We start from the raw sequence: 16,340 nt of genomic DNA on the forward strand, positions 1-16,340 counted from the left end.
ATTTAAAACACATTAAACTATGACTCCATTTATAGCAGAAATTATCGGCACAATGCTGATGATACTTTTAGGGAACGGCGTGGTGGCAAACGTTGTCCTGAAAGGTACAAAAGGAAACGGTTCCGGATGGATCGTGATTACGACAGCCTGGGCATTGGCAGTTTTTGTCGGTGTTACCGTTGCAGGACCAGTCAGCGGTGCACATCTGAACCCGGCGGTAACTTTAGGATTAGCCATTGCAGGAAAATTTTCCTGGGATTTGGTTCCAACGTATATTGCAGGAGAAATGATCGGAGCAATGTTGGGCGCTTTTCTTGTTTGGCTGTTTAATAAAGACCACTTTGCGATTACAGAAGATGAAGGGGCAAAACTGGCTTGTTTCAGTACAGGCCCGGCAATCAGAAAACCAATTTCCAATATGATTAGTGAAATTATCGGAACCTTCGTTTTGGTATTTGTTATCTTCCATTTTACAGATCCTAATCTTAGTTTTAATAATGATCCGAGTGCAAAAATCGGTTTGGGAACAATAGGTGCTTTACCTGTCACATTTTTAGTTTGGGCAATCGGTTTGTCTCTTGGCGGAACAACAGGTTACGCGATTAATCCGGCTCGTGATTTAGGACCAAGAATAATGCATGCTATTCTTCCGGTAAAAGGAAACAGTGATTGGGGATACGCCTGGATTCCTATTGCAGGGCCAATAATAGGAGCAACACTCGCAGCTTTACTCAATCTTGCTTTAAGCTAACCACAGAAAGTTTATACAATGAAAAAACTCTTTTTTATATGCCTGATTGCATTAGGCACAGGAAATATTTTTGCCCAGGAAATAGCTGAAGAAAAGGAAGACAGCAGATTAGATTTTACAGCTAATATTCAGAATAATCACCTTTGGCGAGGTTTAATTATCACCGACAAGCCTGTTGTGATGGGAAATCTTTCTTATGCTTTAGACAAAGATAAAGAATGGAAAGTCGGAATTTGGGGTGCTTCTTCAATGACTGACGATAAAGATGGAACGCATTACAAGGAAATCAATTATTACGTTCAGTATTCCAACGGACGCTTATATATTGGTTTGTGGGATTTATTTAATTCAAGAAACATTAATACAGCAGTTGCTTCGGATGATATTTTTAACTATTCAAACCGGAAAACTGCTCATATTATCGATTTAAGAACCAACTATACTTTCGGACCCGTGTTCCCATTGAATATTGAAGCAGATATTATGTTGTACGGAGGCGCAAACGCCGGAGAAGTAGTTTTGGAACCAGACGGAACGTACAAAAAGAATAAATATTCCACGTACGTTCAGGCAAGCTATCCCGTGATTAAAGATAAAAACGTAAATCTTAATGCTTTTGTAGGAGCAGGTTTTGCTTTAAATGATGAAAGATTTCTGTACGGAAACGGAACCAATAGCTTCGATATCGTAAATTTGGGTGTGAAAGCAACCAAATCTCTGAAAATCACAGAACATTACAGTCTTCCTGTTTCTATGATGGCTATGTGGAATCCTGCGAATAAGTTTGCGAGAATCCAATTGGCGGCAACCGTATTTTAAAATAAAAATTGTTAGTAATTTAGAAACCATCTCATTTTTGAGGTGGCTTTTTGTTTTTCAAATTTTTCATATAAAAGTCTTTATTAAAAGTACACACCGTGATTTTACGGTTTAATTTTTGCTGAGATATTTTTAATTTTGAAAAATTTCGGTCATGAAAAAAGTTATTAGTTTATTTATTTTATGCATCAGCATTTTATCTTTTGCTCAATCTAAAGCACCATTCACTGGGAAAAGAAGTTTTAACATTGAAGATGGAGCCAGCGGTTCGGGAACTCCTTCATATTACTTAAATGCAAAAAGTAACGGTGATATCTATTTTGGTTTCGTTCAAATCAATCAGGCGGATGGAAAGGAAACAAAAGAAGAAATTAATGCCGGAAAATACAATCCGAATGTAATGAAAGTTCATTTCAAGACATACAACGAAACTTTTTATGTGAAATTTAATAAAGAAAAAATTTACCTTACCGACGAAAAAGGAAAAATTAAAAAATCTGATGACTGTTGTCCCGTTTCTGAATTGGCAGAAATAAACTGTGATTGCGGAAGCAAATTATACAAATAATGAAAACTTTACAGTTCCTTTTCATCTTGTTTTTTGCCGTTTCCTGCAATAAAAAACGAACTCATCAATACACATTCTATTATTGGAAAACAAAACTGGTATTAGATAAAAAAGAAAAAGAAGCTTTACAGAAAGTAAATGATCCTTATCTATATATACGTTTTTTTGATATTGATAAAATTAATGGAAAATTTCAGCCTGTCGGAGTCATTACAAAAGATAAGAGTTTTGAAACAGACAAGCAGATTGTTCCGACCGTTTTTATCACCAACCGAACTTTTCTTTACATCAGCAAAGAAGAAATTACTTTTCTTGCCCAACATATCTATGATTTAATTCAAAAGAAAACTTTCGAATATCATTTAAAGATCAACGATGAAATCCAGATTGACTGCGACTGGACCGCCGGAACAAAAGATGATTACTTTACATTTCTGAAAGCATTAAAAAAGATTTCGCAAAAACAAATTACCTGTACGCTTCGTCTCCATCAGGTAAAAGATAAAATACAGACAGGAATTCCGCCTGTAGAAAAAGTATACTTAATGTGTTACTCCACTTCTTCACCGTTGGAAAATTCGGATAAAAATTCAATTTTGGATGTTCCTATTTTAAAAAGTTATTTGTCGGAAATTGATAAATATCCTATTAAAAATATGGAAGTGGCACTTCCGATTTATTCCTGGGGAATTGTGACAAATCATTTAGGAAAACATAAACTGATTAATGCTTTATCTGAAAAAGATTTAGAAAATATTAATTTCAAAAAAATATCAAATACAGAAATTGAAATCCTGAAAGACGGTTTCTATTTTGGAAATTATATGAATAAAGGTTTCAGAATAAAAGTGGAAGAAATCTCTGATGATCAGTTAAAAAATGTTGTTAATTTCCTAGAGAAAAAAATAAAGCATTTCAATATCGTTTATTATCAATTAGATAGTAAATTTGTTACTGAGCAGAATTTTAATTTTTAAAATTCCGTACAAATATTAAAACTACACACTCAAAAAACACCATCAACAATATGAAAAAGTACCTTCTTTCACTGGCAGTTTTATCGCTGTTTTATACGAAAACCGAAGCCTGTGCGTGGTCGGATCCGGATTATGAATATTTTAATTTGTTTACGCAAAGTATCATTAAGGATAAATCCTATTTACCGTTTCTTCACAGCTATTCGACAAGATTTTACACAGATTTTAAAGCTTCACAAATTCCCGATGAAAATATTGATTCGTGGAAGAAGTTCTTTAACAATCAGTTAAGCTATGCAGAAACCGATTATTTGGTGAATAAAATGAACATCAACGATCTTAATGCATTAAAAAAAGGAACTCCGACCAATCAATTACTGATAAAACAAGGTTCCGGATTTTATCAAAAATATCATGAAGGAATTGATTATCTGATCGAGGCAAAATATCTGGAGCCGTACATGAGAATCAATTATGTGGAAAGTCCTGATTCATTTTACTATGAGCGGTCAACTGCCGATAAAAACGCTACCAATCTCGATTATAATAAAACAATTGCAGCATTAACTTCTTTGTATAACGCTGCGAAAAATCCCGAAATCAAACAACGTTACGGTTATCAGTTGGTTCGTTTCAATCATTATACAAGAAATTATGATGCCGCTGCTCAGGCCTTCAAAACCTATATTCTGCCTATAAAGCTGAAAGGCGCTCCCTACATCATGGCTTTGGATCAGCTTGCGGGAGCGCAAAGAGGATTAGGCATGAACAATGATGCTAACTGGAATTTCTTCCAGGTTTTTAAAGACAGCAGAAGCCGTAAAGAATCGGCTTTTGTTTCAATGAAACTTTCAGACACTGCTTCTTTTAATAATATTTTAAAGAGAGCCGGAACAAACGATGAGAAAAATATGGCTTATTTTCTTTTAGGTTATGAAGATTTCAACAACCCGATTCCTATTATGGAAAAGATGTATGAGATTGATCCCAATTCGGAAATCCTTAAAGTAATGGCGGTGAGAAGCATCAATGAGTTGGAAAGGAATTATCTTCCGATTTATTACTACACCAATACTGATGATCAATCAACGGCTCAGGTTAATAATTCCACAAAAACATCAGATCAGACAAAAGCTGAGACAGCTGCTGAACAAAAAAAAGAAGAACTTTCTTTCTGGCAGAAAATCGTACGATTCTTTAGAAGATTTTTTGGGATGAAAGATAAAACTCCTGAAGAAATCAAAGCCGATCAAAGTGATGATGAATTATTAGACAATCCTAACAGAATTCCTGTCTTTACCAAAACTAATTACTATTACGATGATAAGACAAAAGACTATCTGGATGATTTAGAAAAATTTACGGCTAAAACCAAAGAAAAATCGAAAGATGAATATTGGCAGATTGCAGATGCTTATCTTAAATTTCTGAAGAAAGATTACAAAGCGAGTACTGAAATTTTAAATGATATTAAAACTTCAAATCCGGAATATCAAGAGCAGATCAAAAGAATGAAAGTTCTGAATGATATTGTTTCCCAACCCAAAATTGATGCTGCTTTTGAAGATCATCTAATGAAAGATTATGCAGAATATTTTGTTGATAAACCGGAGGTAAAAAAAGACAGTACAGAAACCAATGAATATGATTATTATGGTGAAGTTCCTTCTACCAAAGACTTTTTAAAAGATATCCTAGCGAATCGTTATTTCCTACAGGGCGAAGACGGAAAATCTTTCTTAATGAATAATAAATTATCTGATCTTCAATATAATCCGAATTCAAGTCTGGTAAAAAGTGTGGAAGACTTTTACAGAAAACCAAATAAAACACAATTTGAACAACAGATTATTGCCAAAAACTTTAATGATGTAGGAAATATTGATGCTTTTTTTGCGGTAATTTACGGCGACAGAGCCATGAGACAGGCTGATTTTGATAAAGCTAAATCATATTATTCAAAAGCTCAAAGTTTCACAGGAATTCCAAGATCGGAATGGAATTATGATGCTAAAAAACAGACTCCTCTTAAATATACCCCTGATGTTTATAACGGATTTAATCATATTTCTGATTTGGTTTTCGGTCATAATGTTTGGGAAAGCTATCAAAGTTCAGAGGACGAAAGCATGGAAAAAGAAGATTATTCACAATTTCCTTTTATTAAACCAACGATGAATAAACTAGAATTAGCAGATGCGCTCATTCAACTGAAAAAGATTGGAACAGGAAAAGATGAAAAATCTGCAACAGCGAATCAGTTGATCGGGAATTTATTATATAATACTTCGATTTTAGGATACTACAGACAGTTATTTGTAATGGATATCGACAATACCAACGGCGGAAAATATGATTTTTGGAGCACCGATCGTAAAAATCCTTACCAATATTATTATAAAAATTTCTTAGATCGAACCTATATCGAACCCGATAATTTTGATCTTTCTATCAATTATTATAAAAAAGCCTTGAATGCTTCAATTAACCAAGAACAAAAGGCAAGAGTACTTTTCCAAATGGCAAGTGCCGAACAGGGAAAATATTATCAGTATGAAGCTAAAAATCCGTCAAAAGTTGATTATTCAGATCCTAAGTACAGCGAGAAAAGTGATGCTTATCAAAAGAATCTTGATCAGATTAAAAATCAGAAATACAGAACCTATTTTGCGATGTTGAAAACTCAATATGCACAAACTGAAACCGCAAAAAGTCTGATGGGAAGCTGTTCTTATTTCGATTATTTTATGAAGTAATATCTTTCAGTTAAAAATAAAAAAGGAATCAAATTGATTCCTTTTTTTGTTTCTGTTGCTGTAACCACTCTTCATGTCTTTTCCTGAAAACCCTATCCTTATGATCCTGATTTCGCTGGGCCGCATCGATAGAATGTGACGTATGGATGTCATCATCTTCCTCTGCAAAATCCGCAAGTTTTTCGTAATAGCAATGCAACTGATCGAGTTCTTTTTCTGTTAGATCTTCAATATCAACGATTCTGTTGCTTGCTTTTTCATTAGCTGCTATTAATTCATTCAATTTAATCTGAATTGCTTTTGAATCTTTATTCTGAGCTTTCTGAATAAGGAAAACCATTAAAAAGGTAATAATCGTCGTTCCTGTATTAATAACCAATTGCCAAGTCTCGGAATAGTTGAAAACAGGACCCGAAATCGCCCATACTAACACGATAATCACAGCTCCTATAAAAGCATAAGAACTTCCTGTAAATTTTGTTGACCAGTCTGAAAATTTCTCAAAAATACTTTTATCTGAATTAGCCATTTTTTTATTTTAATTGTAATGATATTCAATCAAAAACTCCGCCGAAGTAATACGTCCCTAAATATTAATAAACAAGATTATCTCTCATTTTTATTTGTGAATATTTGAATTTATAGAGAATTAAACAATCACTTTATAAAAACAAAAATCCCTCTTCTTGCGAAAAGGGATTTATATGTAAGATGATAAGCCAAAGGCTTAATTATCACACTTTAATTTCAACGTCAACTCCTGAAGGAAGTTCTAATTTCATTAGAGCATCAACAGTTTTAGAAGAAGAAGAGTAGATATCCATTAGTCTCTTGTGAGCTGATAATTGGAACTGCTCTCTTGCTTTCTTGTTTACGTGCGGAGATCTCAATACTGTGAAGATTCTCTTATTCGTTGGCAATGGAATTGGTCCGTTTACAACAGCACCAGTAGCCTTTACCGTTTTTACGATTTTCTCAGCAGACTTATCTACCAAGTTGTAATCGTAAGATTTTAGTTTTATTCTGATTCTTTGTGACATTTCTTGTACTTTAAAAAATTAACCTTTTGCTTTAGCAATGATTTCTTCAGCAACGTTTTGAGGAGTAGCCTGGTATTTCTCTAATTCCATAGAAGAAGTAGCTCTTCCTGATGAAAGTGTTCTTAGAGTAGTTACATATCCAAACATTTCAGACAATGGAACTGAACCTTTGATAACAACGGCACCGTTCTTTTCTTCTTGTCCACTGATTGTACCTCTTCTCTTGTTAAGGTCACCAATGATGTTACCCATATATTCTTCTGGAGTTACAACCTCCAATTTCATAATAGGCTCCATAATTACTGGCTTAGCAGCACGTCCTGCTTCTTTGAATCCTAATTTTGCAGCTAATTCGAAAGAAAGAGCATCAGAATCCACTGCGTGGAAAGATCCGTCTTTAAGAGTAACTTTAATACCTTCAACTTCGAAACCAGCCAAAGGACCGTTCTTCATTGCAGCTTTAAAGCCTTTTTCAATAGCAGGAACAAATTCTCTAGGAACGTTACCACCTTTGATCTCATTGATGAATTCTAAACCGATTTTACCTTCGTCAGCAGGTCCTAGTTCAAATACAATATCAGCAAATTTACCTTTACCCCCAGATTGTTTTTTGTAAACTTCTCTGTGTTGAGCAACTCTTGTTAAATTTTCTTTGTATTCTACCTGAGGCTGTCCTTGGTTAACTTCAACTTTAAATTCTCTCTTCATACGATCTACAAGAATATCAAGGTGAAGCTCACCCATTCCTGAGATAATCGTTTGTCCAGAAGCCTCGTCAGTTTTAACCTGGAATGTAGGATCTTCTTCAGCTAATTTAGCTAAAGCGTTACCCATTTTATCCTGGTCAGCTTTTGTTTTAGGTTCTACAGCGATACCAATTACCGGGTCAGGGAAAACCATCGATTCTAGAACGATTGGGTTTTTCTCGTCACACATTGTATCACCAGTTTTGATAGATTTGAAACCTACAGCTGCACCAATATCTCCTGCTTCAATATATTCTACAGGATTTTGCTTGTTAGCGTGCATCTGATAGATTCTTGAGATTCTTTCTTTATCTCCTGAACGAGTGTTCAAGATATAAGAACCAGCATCTAATCTTCCAGAGTATGCTCTGAAGAATGCCAATCTTCCTACGAAAGGATCGGTAGCAATCTTAAATGCTAATGCTGCGAAAGGCTCATCTACAGATGGTTTTCTTGTAATATCAAGATCTGTTCTTGGGTCTGTACCTTTGATGTCATCTTTATCCAATGGAGAAGGCAAGTATTTACATACTGCATCCAACATAAACTGTACTCCTTTATTCTTGAATGAAGAACCACAAGTCATTGGGATAATAGATAAATCGATAGTAGCAGCTCTCAATGCAGCATTGATTTCTTCTTCTGTAATTGAATCCGGATCTTCGAAGAATTTCTCCATCAAAGTTTCGTCATATTCAGAAACAGCTTCAACTAATTTCTCTCTGTATTCCAGAACTTCAGCCTTCATGTCTTCAGGAATTGGCACTACTTCGAAAGTAGCTCCTTGTCCTGCTTCGTCCCAAACGATAGCTCTGTTTTTAATTAAATCTACTACACCTTTGAAATCTTCTTCAGCACCGATTGGTAAAACGATTGGAACTGCGTTTGATCCTAACATAGTCTTAACCTGGTTTACCACGTTAAGGAAGTCAGCACCTTGACGGTCCATTTTGTTTACGAATCCCATTCTTGCAACTTTGTAATTGTCAGCAAGTCTCCAGTTTGTTTCAGACTGAGGCTCTACTCCGTCTACTGCAGAGAATAAGAATACCAAACCATCCAATACTCTCAAAGATCTGTTTACTTCTACTGTGAAGTCAACGTGTCCCGGTGTATCGATGATGTTGAAGTGATAAGGTTTAGTTTCTGCTACAGGTTTACCTTGGTCTGTTGGAAAGTTCCAAGAACAAGTAGTTGCAGCAGAAGTAATTGTAATACCTCTTTCTGCTTCCTGCTCCATCCAGTCCATTGTAGAAGCACCATCGTGAACTTCTCCAATCTTGTGGTTTACTCCTGTATAGAATAAAATTCTTTCTGTAGTAGTAGTTTTACCGGCATCAATGTGCGCAGCAATACCAATATTTCTTGTAAATTTAAGATCTCTACCCATTTCAGATTAGAATTTAAAGTGTGAAAACGCTTTGTTAGCTTCCGCCATTTTGTGAGTATCACTCTTCTTTTTGTAAGCAGCACCTTCTTCTCTAGAAGCAGCTACAACTTCGTTAGCCAATTTCAAAGCCATTGACTTATCGTTTCTCTTTTTAGAGTAAAGAATTAACCATTTCATTGCCATAGAAATTTTTCTATCCGCTCTGATTGGCATAGGAATCTGAAAGTTAGCTCCACCTACTCTTCTAGAACGTACTTCTACGTGAGGCATAACGTTAGTTAATGCATCTTTCCAGATTTCAAGGGCTGTTTTTTCAGTTTCTCCTTTTTTAGTTTCTACGATTTCTAATGCATCATAGAAAATTTTGAATGCGATTGACTTTTTACCGTCAAGCATTAAGTTGTTTACGAATCTCGTTACCAATTGATCATTAAACTTCGGATCTGGTAACAACGGTCTTTTTTTCGCTTTTGTCTTTCTCATTGCTTCTGTACCTTATTTAATGATTATTTTTTCTTTCCTTTTGCAGGAGCTGCAGCAGCTTGTCCTGGTTTAGGTCTCTTAGCTCCGTACTTAGATCTTCTCTGAGTTCTTCCATTAACACCTGCAGTGTCTAATGCTCCTCTTACGATGTGGTAACGTACTCCCGGTAGGTCTTTCACCCTTCCGCCTCTAACCAATACTATCGAGTGCTCCTGTAGATTATGTCCTTCGCCCGGGATATAGGCGTTAACTTCTTTACCGTTAGAAAGTCTTACCCTTGCAACTTTTCTAAGTGCAGAGTTAGGTTTCTTAGGTGTAGTAGTATATACTCTCGTACATACACCACGTCTTTGTGGACAAGAATCTAGGGCAGCCGATTTGCTCTTCTTGGCAAGCGTGGCTCTTCCTTTTCTTACTAATTGTTGAATAGTAGGCATTTAATTGCTTTTTATTTTAGGGTGCAAATTTAATAATTATTTTTGAAATAACAAACACTCAGAGATAAATTATATTTTTTATTAAAAATTAATAAACAGACACTTACACTTACTCAATGATTGTGACCTGCACATTTTTATCCCAGTTAAATTTTTTGATATTTTCCTTTAGTTGCTGGAGATTCCTGTTATCAATAGAATAGATTGTCACTTCATCTCTCGCCACGGTAATAGGATTTTTAATTTTTACTACACCTGCTTTCTTCCAGTTTTTCGGCACAAATCCCTGAAGCCAAATCTCATATACTACAGCAACTTGATACTTATTATCGATACAATATTGAGTCAGAAAATTCTCAAAACTTTTATCAAAATGTTTTTTATTTTCATTAAAACGAATCGTTTCTTTTGATCCTAAACCAGCAATATCAAGCAAATGAATATCCGTATAATATGATACTGCCCCAATATCATTGGCTACAATTTTAGAATCATTATAATAGGTGTGTAAAAATTTAGCGGACTGAACCTGCTGTTCATAAATATTTTTACCTCCGTTCAGAATAACAGCATGTGCATAAAAAGTTTTATAACCCAACAGTATCAAATTCATCAAAATCAGAAAAGAAAGAAGTTTTTCATTTTTAATATACTCCTTAAAGTTTTCAAAAAGACCTTTTACTTTCGGAATCAGCGCCATTGAAAAACCTGTCAGAATATAAGCCTCATATCGAAAACCTCCTTTCAGATCAGCAAACATTGATTGGCAGATCATTAATAAAGAAATAACAATCAGAAGAAAATTATCTTTAATTAATTCCTGAAAATTTTTCTTTTTAAAATCTCTGAGAATAAAAACAAGACACATAAGAATAGGGAAAAATCCAAGTTTATAGAAACTGACATTCAATAAAAAGTTATCAAAAATAATAACTTTCATCTGATGAAAAAATTGAGAATCAAGACTCAGTTTAGTTCCCTTCACTACAATAGAATTCGGGAAAAAGTAACCATCTTCCTGATAATTAAAATAACAAAAAATCATTATTGGTAAAAAACCGACTAATAATACAGAAATTGCTTCTTTCCATCTTTTAATTAATATAAAAACAAATGCAAGAATCACAAAGTAAAACATACTTTCGAAACGCACCAATCCCATAATTAACAAGGAAATATAAAACCCAAAGACCGCCGATTTATTTTTAAGATTTGAAAGGCACAAAATATTTAATGCTATTAAAAACGCATGAAAAATATGCTCCATTCCCGCTAAAACCTGTAAGTGCAAAACAGCAAAAAATAAAGTGAAAAGTAAGGCAATTATAACATTTTTAACATTATTGAAAATTCCTGAAAAGAATTTAGACAAAACAAAAACAGTCGCGACCCCGAAAAAAGCATTGAAATACAAAGGAAGCTGATCGTTATTCCCAAAAATCTTAATCAGAACACTTAAAAGATAAGTAAATAACGGAGAAGAAGATGTTGAAGAAAACTGATATCGTGTAATTCCCCAAACGTCATGAAGTGCAAAATTTTTCGCTACTGCAAGATGAATGTAGGCATCATCTATAATATACGTAAAATGACCTTCCGTTTTGGAAGCTGATAAAAAAAAATAACCGACACAAACCCCAAGAAAAATTGTCAAAGACCACCAAAAACTTTTTAAACTAATATTTGATGCTGACTCCATATTTTAAAATTTATTATAAACATCTCAAAGATAATTATCATCAATCATGAAACCTAATCTTCGGCACAATATTTACTTACTTTTGACCCATAAATAATAAACGTATGAAAAACGCAAACATTATCTGGCTCAAAGAGGAAGATTGTAAAACTATTTCGGAAAAGCTGAATGTACTTTTAGCAAATTATTCCATTTTTTATCAAAATACGAGAGGATCTCACTGGAATATTAAGGGAGACCAATTTTTTACCCTTCACCCGAAATTTGAAGAATTGTACAACAGCCTGGTATTGAAAATCGACGAAATTGCCGAAAGAATATTAACATTAGGAGCAACACCGGTACATAATTATTCAGATTATCTAAAAGTTTCTACGATTAAGGAAAGTCAGGAAGTAATTGATGGGACGAAAAGTGTAGAAATTATCCTTAATTCTTTCAAAGTTGTAATCGACCTACAAAGAGAACTTTTGGACATTACGGACGAAGCCGGAGACGAAGGTACAAACTCACAGATGAGCGATTACATCACGGAACAGGAAAAAGAAGTTTGGATGTATAACTCCTATCTCGGGAAGTAATCTTAAAAAAATATCAGAAAATATTAAAAAAATCACCTTACATTTAGGTGATTTTATTTTTAATTATTAAATTTGCGTATAAATTACACAATTATGCACGACGTACGATTGAATTCCATTTTAGATAACGACTTTTACAAAATAACTATGCAGAACGCAGTGGTAAAATTATTCCCAAGTTCCATAGTAAAATATGAATTTATCAACAGAGGTAAGCATCAGTTTCCCGAAGGTTTTGATGCCGCTTTAAGAGAAGCTGTCAACAAAATGGCTGAACTTAAACTGACAAAAGATGAAAAGAAATTCATGGCTAAAACATGCCCTTATATAGATCTTCCGTATTTAGATTTTCTTGAAGGCTATCATTTTGATCCTTCTGAAGTGAAAATCCATCAGGATGGAAGCGATCTTTCAGTGGTAGTGGAAGGACTTTGGTACAGAACAATTCTTTGGGAAGTACCTTTGTTAGCTTTAATCAGTGAGCTTCATTACGAAATGAACCACATGGAAAGAGATTCCAACGAAGTGGTAATGACCAAAACATTGGAAAAAGCTGAAGCGCTGGCAAAGCTCGGAGTAAACTTTGCAGAATTCGGAACCCGTAGAAGACATTCTCATAAAGTTCAGAACTTGGTAATGGAAGCTTTAACACAAAAAAAAGAATCCACATTTATAGGAAGCTCAAATGTACATTTTGCTATGAAATATAATGTAAAACCTATTGGGACTCATGCTCACGAATGGTTTATGTTCCACGCTGCAGAATATGGATTCAAAATGGCGAATGAATTAGCATTAGAACATTGGGTTGATGTTTACAGAGGCGATTTAGGAGTTGCACTTTCAGATACGTATACAACCGATGTTTTCTTTCAGCAGTTCGATAAGAAGTTTGCAAAATTGTTCGATGGAGTTCGTCACGACAGCGGCGATCCTTTAGAATTTGCAGACAAAACAATTGCCCATTATGAAAGACATGGGATCAATCCTTTATTTAAATATATCATTTTCTCCGATGCTTTAAACTTGGAAAAAGTAGAAGAAATCACCAATTACTGCAGAGGAAAAATCGGGATTTCTTTCGGAATCGGAACCAATCTAACGAATGATGTAGGGTTGAAACCTATGAATATCGTCATGAAATTAATTGGGGTTCAGGCATCCAATCAAGAATGGATTCCAACGGTAAAACTTTCCGACGAACACGGGAAATATACCGGAGATCCAAAAATGATTGAACTGGCAAAAGAATTTTTAAGAATTAAAGAATAATCATTTTATAACACAGTCGTGATTTATTTTTTAGTATTTTAGCTAATAATTTTTAAGAATTATAAATCTCATTATGAGAATATTACATTTTAAAATTATTAGTCACTAAAAAATTATCCTATGAAAAAAATCCAATTAACTAAACTTTCAAGACAATCACTTAAAGATGTTTACGGAGGAACGCTTTACCCCGCTTTGGAATGTTATTCTGACAGAGAATGCGCAAAATACGGAGAAGCTCTCATCATGTGCCCAAACGGAGCCACTTCAATGACAAATTACAGCTGCATGGGCGGAAAATGTATGCTCAATACCGGATTTTGTCCTCCATTAGTAATTGAAGAACCAATTACATTAGTACCTTAATTGTTAATTTCTCACTAATTAATCAATATACAACCTCGTTTTTAAGACGAGGTTTTTTCTTATCTTTAATAAAACTAAAACCACTATGAAAACCATCGAAGAAGTTCTGAAAAAATTAGACGAGATTATTATCTGGGCTAAAGAAAATCAAAGTCCGGTCGGGTATTTTGCTTGCACATACAGAATTATGACCGCACAGGTTTTGAAAGGAATTCAACAGAAAAAATTTGAAGATAATCTTAGAATGACTCAACTTGACATTGCCTTTGCAACCCGCTATCTTGACGCTTGGGGTGCTTACTCAAAAGGACAGAAATGCTCAAATTCGTGGTATCTTGCTTTTGATGCTGCGAAAAATAAAAATCTCCTGATCTTACAGCATATTTTTCTGGGCATGAATGCCCACATCAATCTCGATTTGGGAATTTCTGCCGCTACCATTATGCCCTATCGGAAAATCAATCCTCTGAAAAAAGATTTTGAAAACATTAATAATGTCATTGCTTCTATTAATCAGAAAGTTCAGGATTCGTTAAATAAAATCTGCTATCCGGTGGAATTAATTGATAAAATTTCGAATGGAAAAGATAACGTTATTTTAGATTTTGCCATTTCTAAAGCAAGAGAAACTTCATGGGCAACCGCAGTCATGACTTCCAACACCCCTAACTTTTTAAGAGAATCTGTTATCGGAATTGTAGATTATGCTGCTGCAAAAGTAGCTTCCCAAATCTTAAATCCTAAAATTCTGACTCCCGCCCTCACGAAAGAACTGAAAAAATGTGAGAGTAACGACATTGTCAAGAATATTGAAATTCTGGCTTCAATAAAAAATATTTAATCAAAATATTCAAGGAAATATGCACAACTTATATTCTACGGTTTCCCGTAAAAGAAATCAGATGATCTTTTTGTAATTTTGAAAAATGGAGATGACATATTTAATTATCGGATGTATTGTTGGAGGAATTCTTGGCGCAGTTGTTCAATATTTTGCTTTGAAATCGTCGATGGTTTCAAGAAATTCTTATAATGATCTTAATAATTTATACATAAAGAGCAATTCGGATTTAGAAAATGCTTATCAGAAAATTGAAGAACTCAATCAGAATATCAACAGAGAAAAACAACTGAATCAGCAGCAGACCGATTTCTTCAATGATCTTAAAAATGAGTTTGCCAAAGTTTCTGCCGAATATTCAGCGTTGAATTCCCAATTGGTGGAGCAAAAGCAAATCAATACAAAGCAAAGTTCTCAGATTGAAAATCTTCTGGCGGAAAAACAGATTATTTATGCTAAAAACTCTGAGCTTTCGGCTAAAAATGAAGGGCTACAACAATCATTAGATACTCAAAAGGAGGAAATTACGAAAATTCAGGACGAATCTAAACTTCAGTTTGAAAATCTTGCGAATAAAATTTTAGAAGAAAAAACTGAAAAATTCACAACTTTAAATCAAAATAATTTAAAAACAATCCTCGAACCTTTTCAGGAACGAATTGCCGAATTAAAAAATCGTGTTAACGAAGCATACGAAAAGGAAAATAAAGAACGCTTCTCTCTTGCCGAAAAAGTAAAAGAATTGGCAGAACTGAATCAGCAAATTTCTGAAGACGCCAAAAAACTGACCCGAGCTTTAAAAGGCGAAAGTAAAACGCAGGGAAATTGGGGTGAAATGATTTTGGAAAGCATTTTGGAAAAATCAGGTTTGGTAAAAGGCAGAGAATATTTCCTGGAACATGAACTTCGTGATGAAGACAACAAAGCCCTTTTCTCGGAATTTTCTGGTAAAAAAATGCGTCCTGATGCGGTCATAAAATATCCGGACGAGAGAAACGTAATTATTGATTCCAAGGTTTCTTTAACTGCATTTACGGAATTGGTTGATGAAAACGATCAAGATATTTATCAGATAAAACTGAATCAACATTTATCTTCCATTAAAAATCACATTACTCAATTAAGCCAGAAAGCTTATGATGATTACGGAAAGTCTCTGGATTTTGTGATGATGTTTATTCCTAGTGAACCGGCTTATATTGCAGCAATGCAAGCAGATCAGAATCTCTGGAATTACGCTTACGACAGACGAATTTTATTATTAAATCCAAGCAATTTAATCACTTCCTTAAAATTAATTGCCGATCTCTGGAAACGTGAATATCAAAACAAAAACTCCATGGAAATCGCCGAAAGAGGCGCAAAACTTTACGACAAATTTGTAGGTTTCATTGATAATCTGGAGAAAGTCGGCAAAAATCTGGATCAGGCAAAAAATGTGTATAATGATGCATACAAACAGCTTTCAACAGGAAATGATAATTTGATTACCCAAACTCAGAAACTAAAATCGTTGGGAATTAAAAATAAAAAAGATCTTCCTCAGAGCTTAATAGACAATTCACAAATTTATCCGGACACTTTGGAAGAATAAAATTTCAATTAAAATAAAGT

General features: G+C 34.3%; 16 protein-coding genes. 10 read left to right on the forward strand and 6 right to left on the reverse strand.

What is annotated here, in order from left to right; genetic code table 11:
• The first annotated feature begins 19 nt into the window (after positions 1 to 19).
• The 5 genes from ASG22_RS17610 to ASG22_RS17630 all read left to right on the forward strand — a co-directional run bounded on the left by ASG22_RS17610 (position 20) and on the right by ASG22_RS17630 (position 5,871).
• A complete protein-coding gene (locus ASG22_RS17610) occupies positions 20 to 751 on the forward strand; it encodes an MIP/aquaporin family protein (protein ID WP_055987518.1) in 732 nt (243 codons plus the stop codon).
• A gap of 18 nt (positions 752 to 769) precedes the next feature.
• Positions 770 to 1,570, forward strand: coding sequence for a hypothetical protein (locus ASG22_RS17615; RefSeq protein ID WP_055987520.1), 801 nt, complete (start codon positions 770 to 772; stop codon positions 1,568 to 1,570).
• A 154-nt stretch (positions 1,571 to 1,724) separates the two neighbouring features.
• Positions 1,725 to 2,138: a hypothetical protein gene (locus ASG22_RS17620; protein WP_055987522.1), complete on the forward strand. Its 414-nt coding sequence runs from the start codon at positions 1,725 to 1,727 to the stop codon at positions 2,136 to 2,138.
• On the forward strand, positions 2,138 to 3,115 hold the full coding sequence (locus tag ASG22_RS17625; protein WP_055987524.1) for a hypothetical protein: 978 nt from the start codon (positions 2,138 to 2,140) through the stop codon (positions 3,113 to 3,115). Before ASG22_RS17620 ends, ASG22_RS17625 begins: the two co-directional genes overlap by 1 nt.
• A gap of 50 nt (positions 3,116 to 3,165) precedes the next feature.
• Positions 3,166 to 5,871: a hypothetical protein gene (locus tag ASG22_RS17630; RefSeq protein ID WP_055987526.1), complete on the forward strand. Its 2,706-nt coding sequence runs from the start codon at positions 3,166 to 3,168 to the stop codon at positions 5,869 to 5,871.
• A 28-nt stretch (positions 5,872 to 5,899) separates the two neighbouring features.
• On the opposite strand, the gene ASG22_RS17635 is transcribed toward ASG22_RS17630, so the two are convergent.
• The 6 genes from ASG22_RS17635 to ASG22_RS17660 all read right to left on the reverse strand — a co-directional run bounded on the left by ASG22_RS17635 (position 5,900) and on the right by ASG22_RS17660 (position 11,666).
• Positions 5,900 to 6,400: a low affinity iron permease family protein gene (locus ASG22_RS17635; protein WP_055987528.1), complete on the reverse strand. Its 501-nt coding sequence runs from the start codon at positions 6,398 to 6,400 to the stop codon at positions 5,900 to 5,902.
• A 205-nt stretch (positions 6,401 to 6,605) separates the two neighbouring features.
• Positions 6,606 to 6,911 carry a 30S ribosomal protein S10 gene (gene rpsJ, locus ASG22_RS17640; RefSeq protein WP_002661363.1) on the reverse strand — a complete coding sequence of 102 codons (306 nt, stop codon included), beginning with the start codon at positions 6,909 to 6,911 and terminating at the stop codon, positions 6,606 to 6,608.
• Positions 6,912 to 6,929: 18 nt separating this feature from the next.
• Positions 6,930 to 9,047, reverse strand: a complete 2,118-nt coding sequence (gene fusA, locus ASG22_RS17645) for an elongation factor G (RefSeq protein ID WP_055987530.1) — start codon at positions 9,045 to 9,047, stop codon at positions 6,930 to 6,932.
• A 6-nt stretch (positions 9,048 to 9,053) separates the two neighbouring features.
• Complete coding sequence (gene rpsG / locus ASG22_RS17650) at positions 9,054 to 9,530, reverse strand: 30S ribosomal protein S7 (protein ID WP_055987532.1); 477 nt, start codon at positions 9,528 to 9,530, stop codon at positions 9,054 to 9,056.
• 23 nt (positions 9,531 to 9,553) lie between these two features.
• Complete coding sequence (rpsL, locus tag ASG22_RS17655) at positions 9,554 to 9,967, reverse strand: 30S ribosomal protein S12 (protein ID WP_002983146.1); 414 nt, start codon at positions 9,965 to 9,967, stop codon at positions 9,554 to 9,556.
• A 109-nt stretch (positions 9,968 to 10,076) separates the two neighbouring features.
• On the reverse strand, positions 10,077 to 11,666 hold the full coding sequence (locus ASG22_RS17660) for a hypothetical protein (protein ID WP_055987534.1): 1,590 nt from the start codon (positions 11,664 to 11,666) through the stop codon (positions 10,077 to 10,079).
• A 104-nt stretch (positions 11,667 to 11,770) separates the two neighbouring features.
• On the opposite strand from ASG22_RS17660, the gene ASG22_RS17665 reads away from it, so the two are divergent.
• The 5 genes from ASG22_RS17665 (at position 11,771) to rmuC (ending at position 16,320) form a co-directional block, all read left to right on the forward strand.
• Positions 11,771 to 12,247, forward strand: a complete 477-nt coding sequence (locus ASG22_RS17665) for a Dps family protein (protein WP_055987536.1) — start codon at positions 11,771 to 11,773, stop codon at positions 12,245 to 12,247.
• 93 nt (positions 12,248 to 12,340) lie between these two features.
• Positions 12,341 to 13,519, forward strand: coding sequence for a nicotinate phosphoribosyltransferase (gene pncB, locus ASG22_RS17670; RefSeq protein ID WP_055987537.1), 1,179 nt, complete (start codon positions 12,341 to 12,343; stop codon positions 13,517 to 13,519).
• A 120-nt stretch (positions 13,520 to 13,639) separates the two neighbouring features.
• Positions 13,640 to 13,885: a hypothetical protein gene (locus ASG22_RS17675; protein ID WP_055987539.1), complete on the forward strand. Its 246-nt coding sequence runs from the start codon at positions 13,640 to 13,642 to the stop codon at positions 13,883 to 13,885.
• A gap of 85 nt (positions 13,886 to 13,970) precedes the next feature.
• Positions 13,971 to 14,726 (forward strand): DUF5995 family protein, encoded by a 756-nt coding sequence (locus ASG22_RS17680; RefSeq protein ID WP_055987540.1) that lies wholly within the window; start codon positions 13,971 to 13,973, stop codon positions 14,724 to 14,726.
• Positions 14,727 to 14,811: 85 nt separating this feature from the next.
• Positions 14,812 to 16,320, forward strand: coding sequence for a DNA recombination protein RmuC (gene rmuC / locus ASG22_RS17685; protein ID WP_409991389.1), 1,509 nt, complete (start codon positions 14,812 to 14,814; stop codon positions 16,318 to 16,320).
• Positions 16,321 to 16,340: the final 20 nt, after the last annotated feature.

Source organism: Chryseobacterium sp. Leaf405, assembly GCF_001425355.1.
Classification (GTDB): Bacteria; Bacteroidota; Bacteroidia; order Flavobacteriales; family Weeksellaceae; genus Chryseobacterium.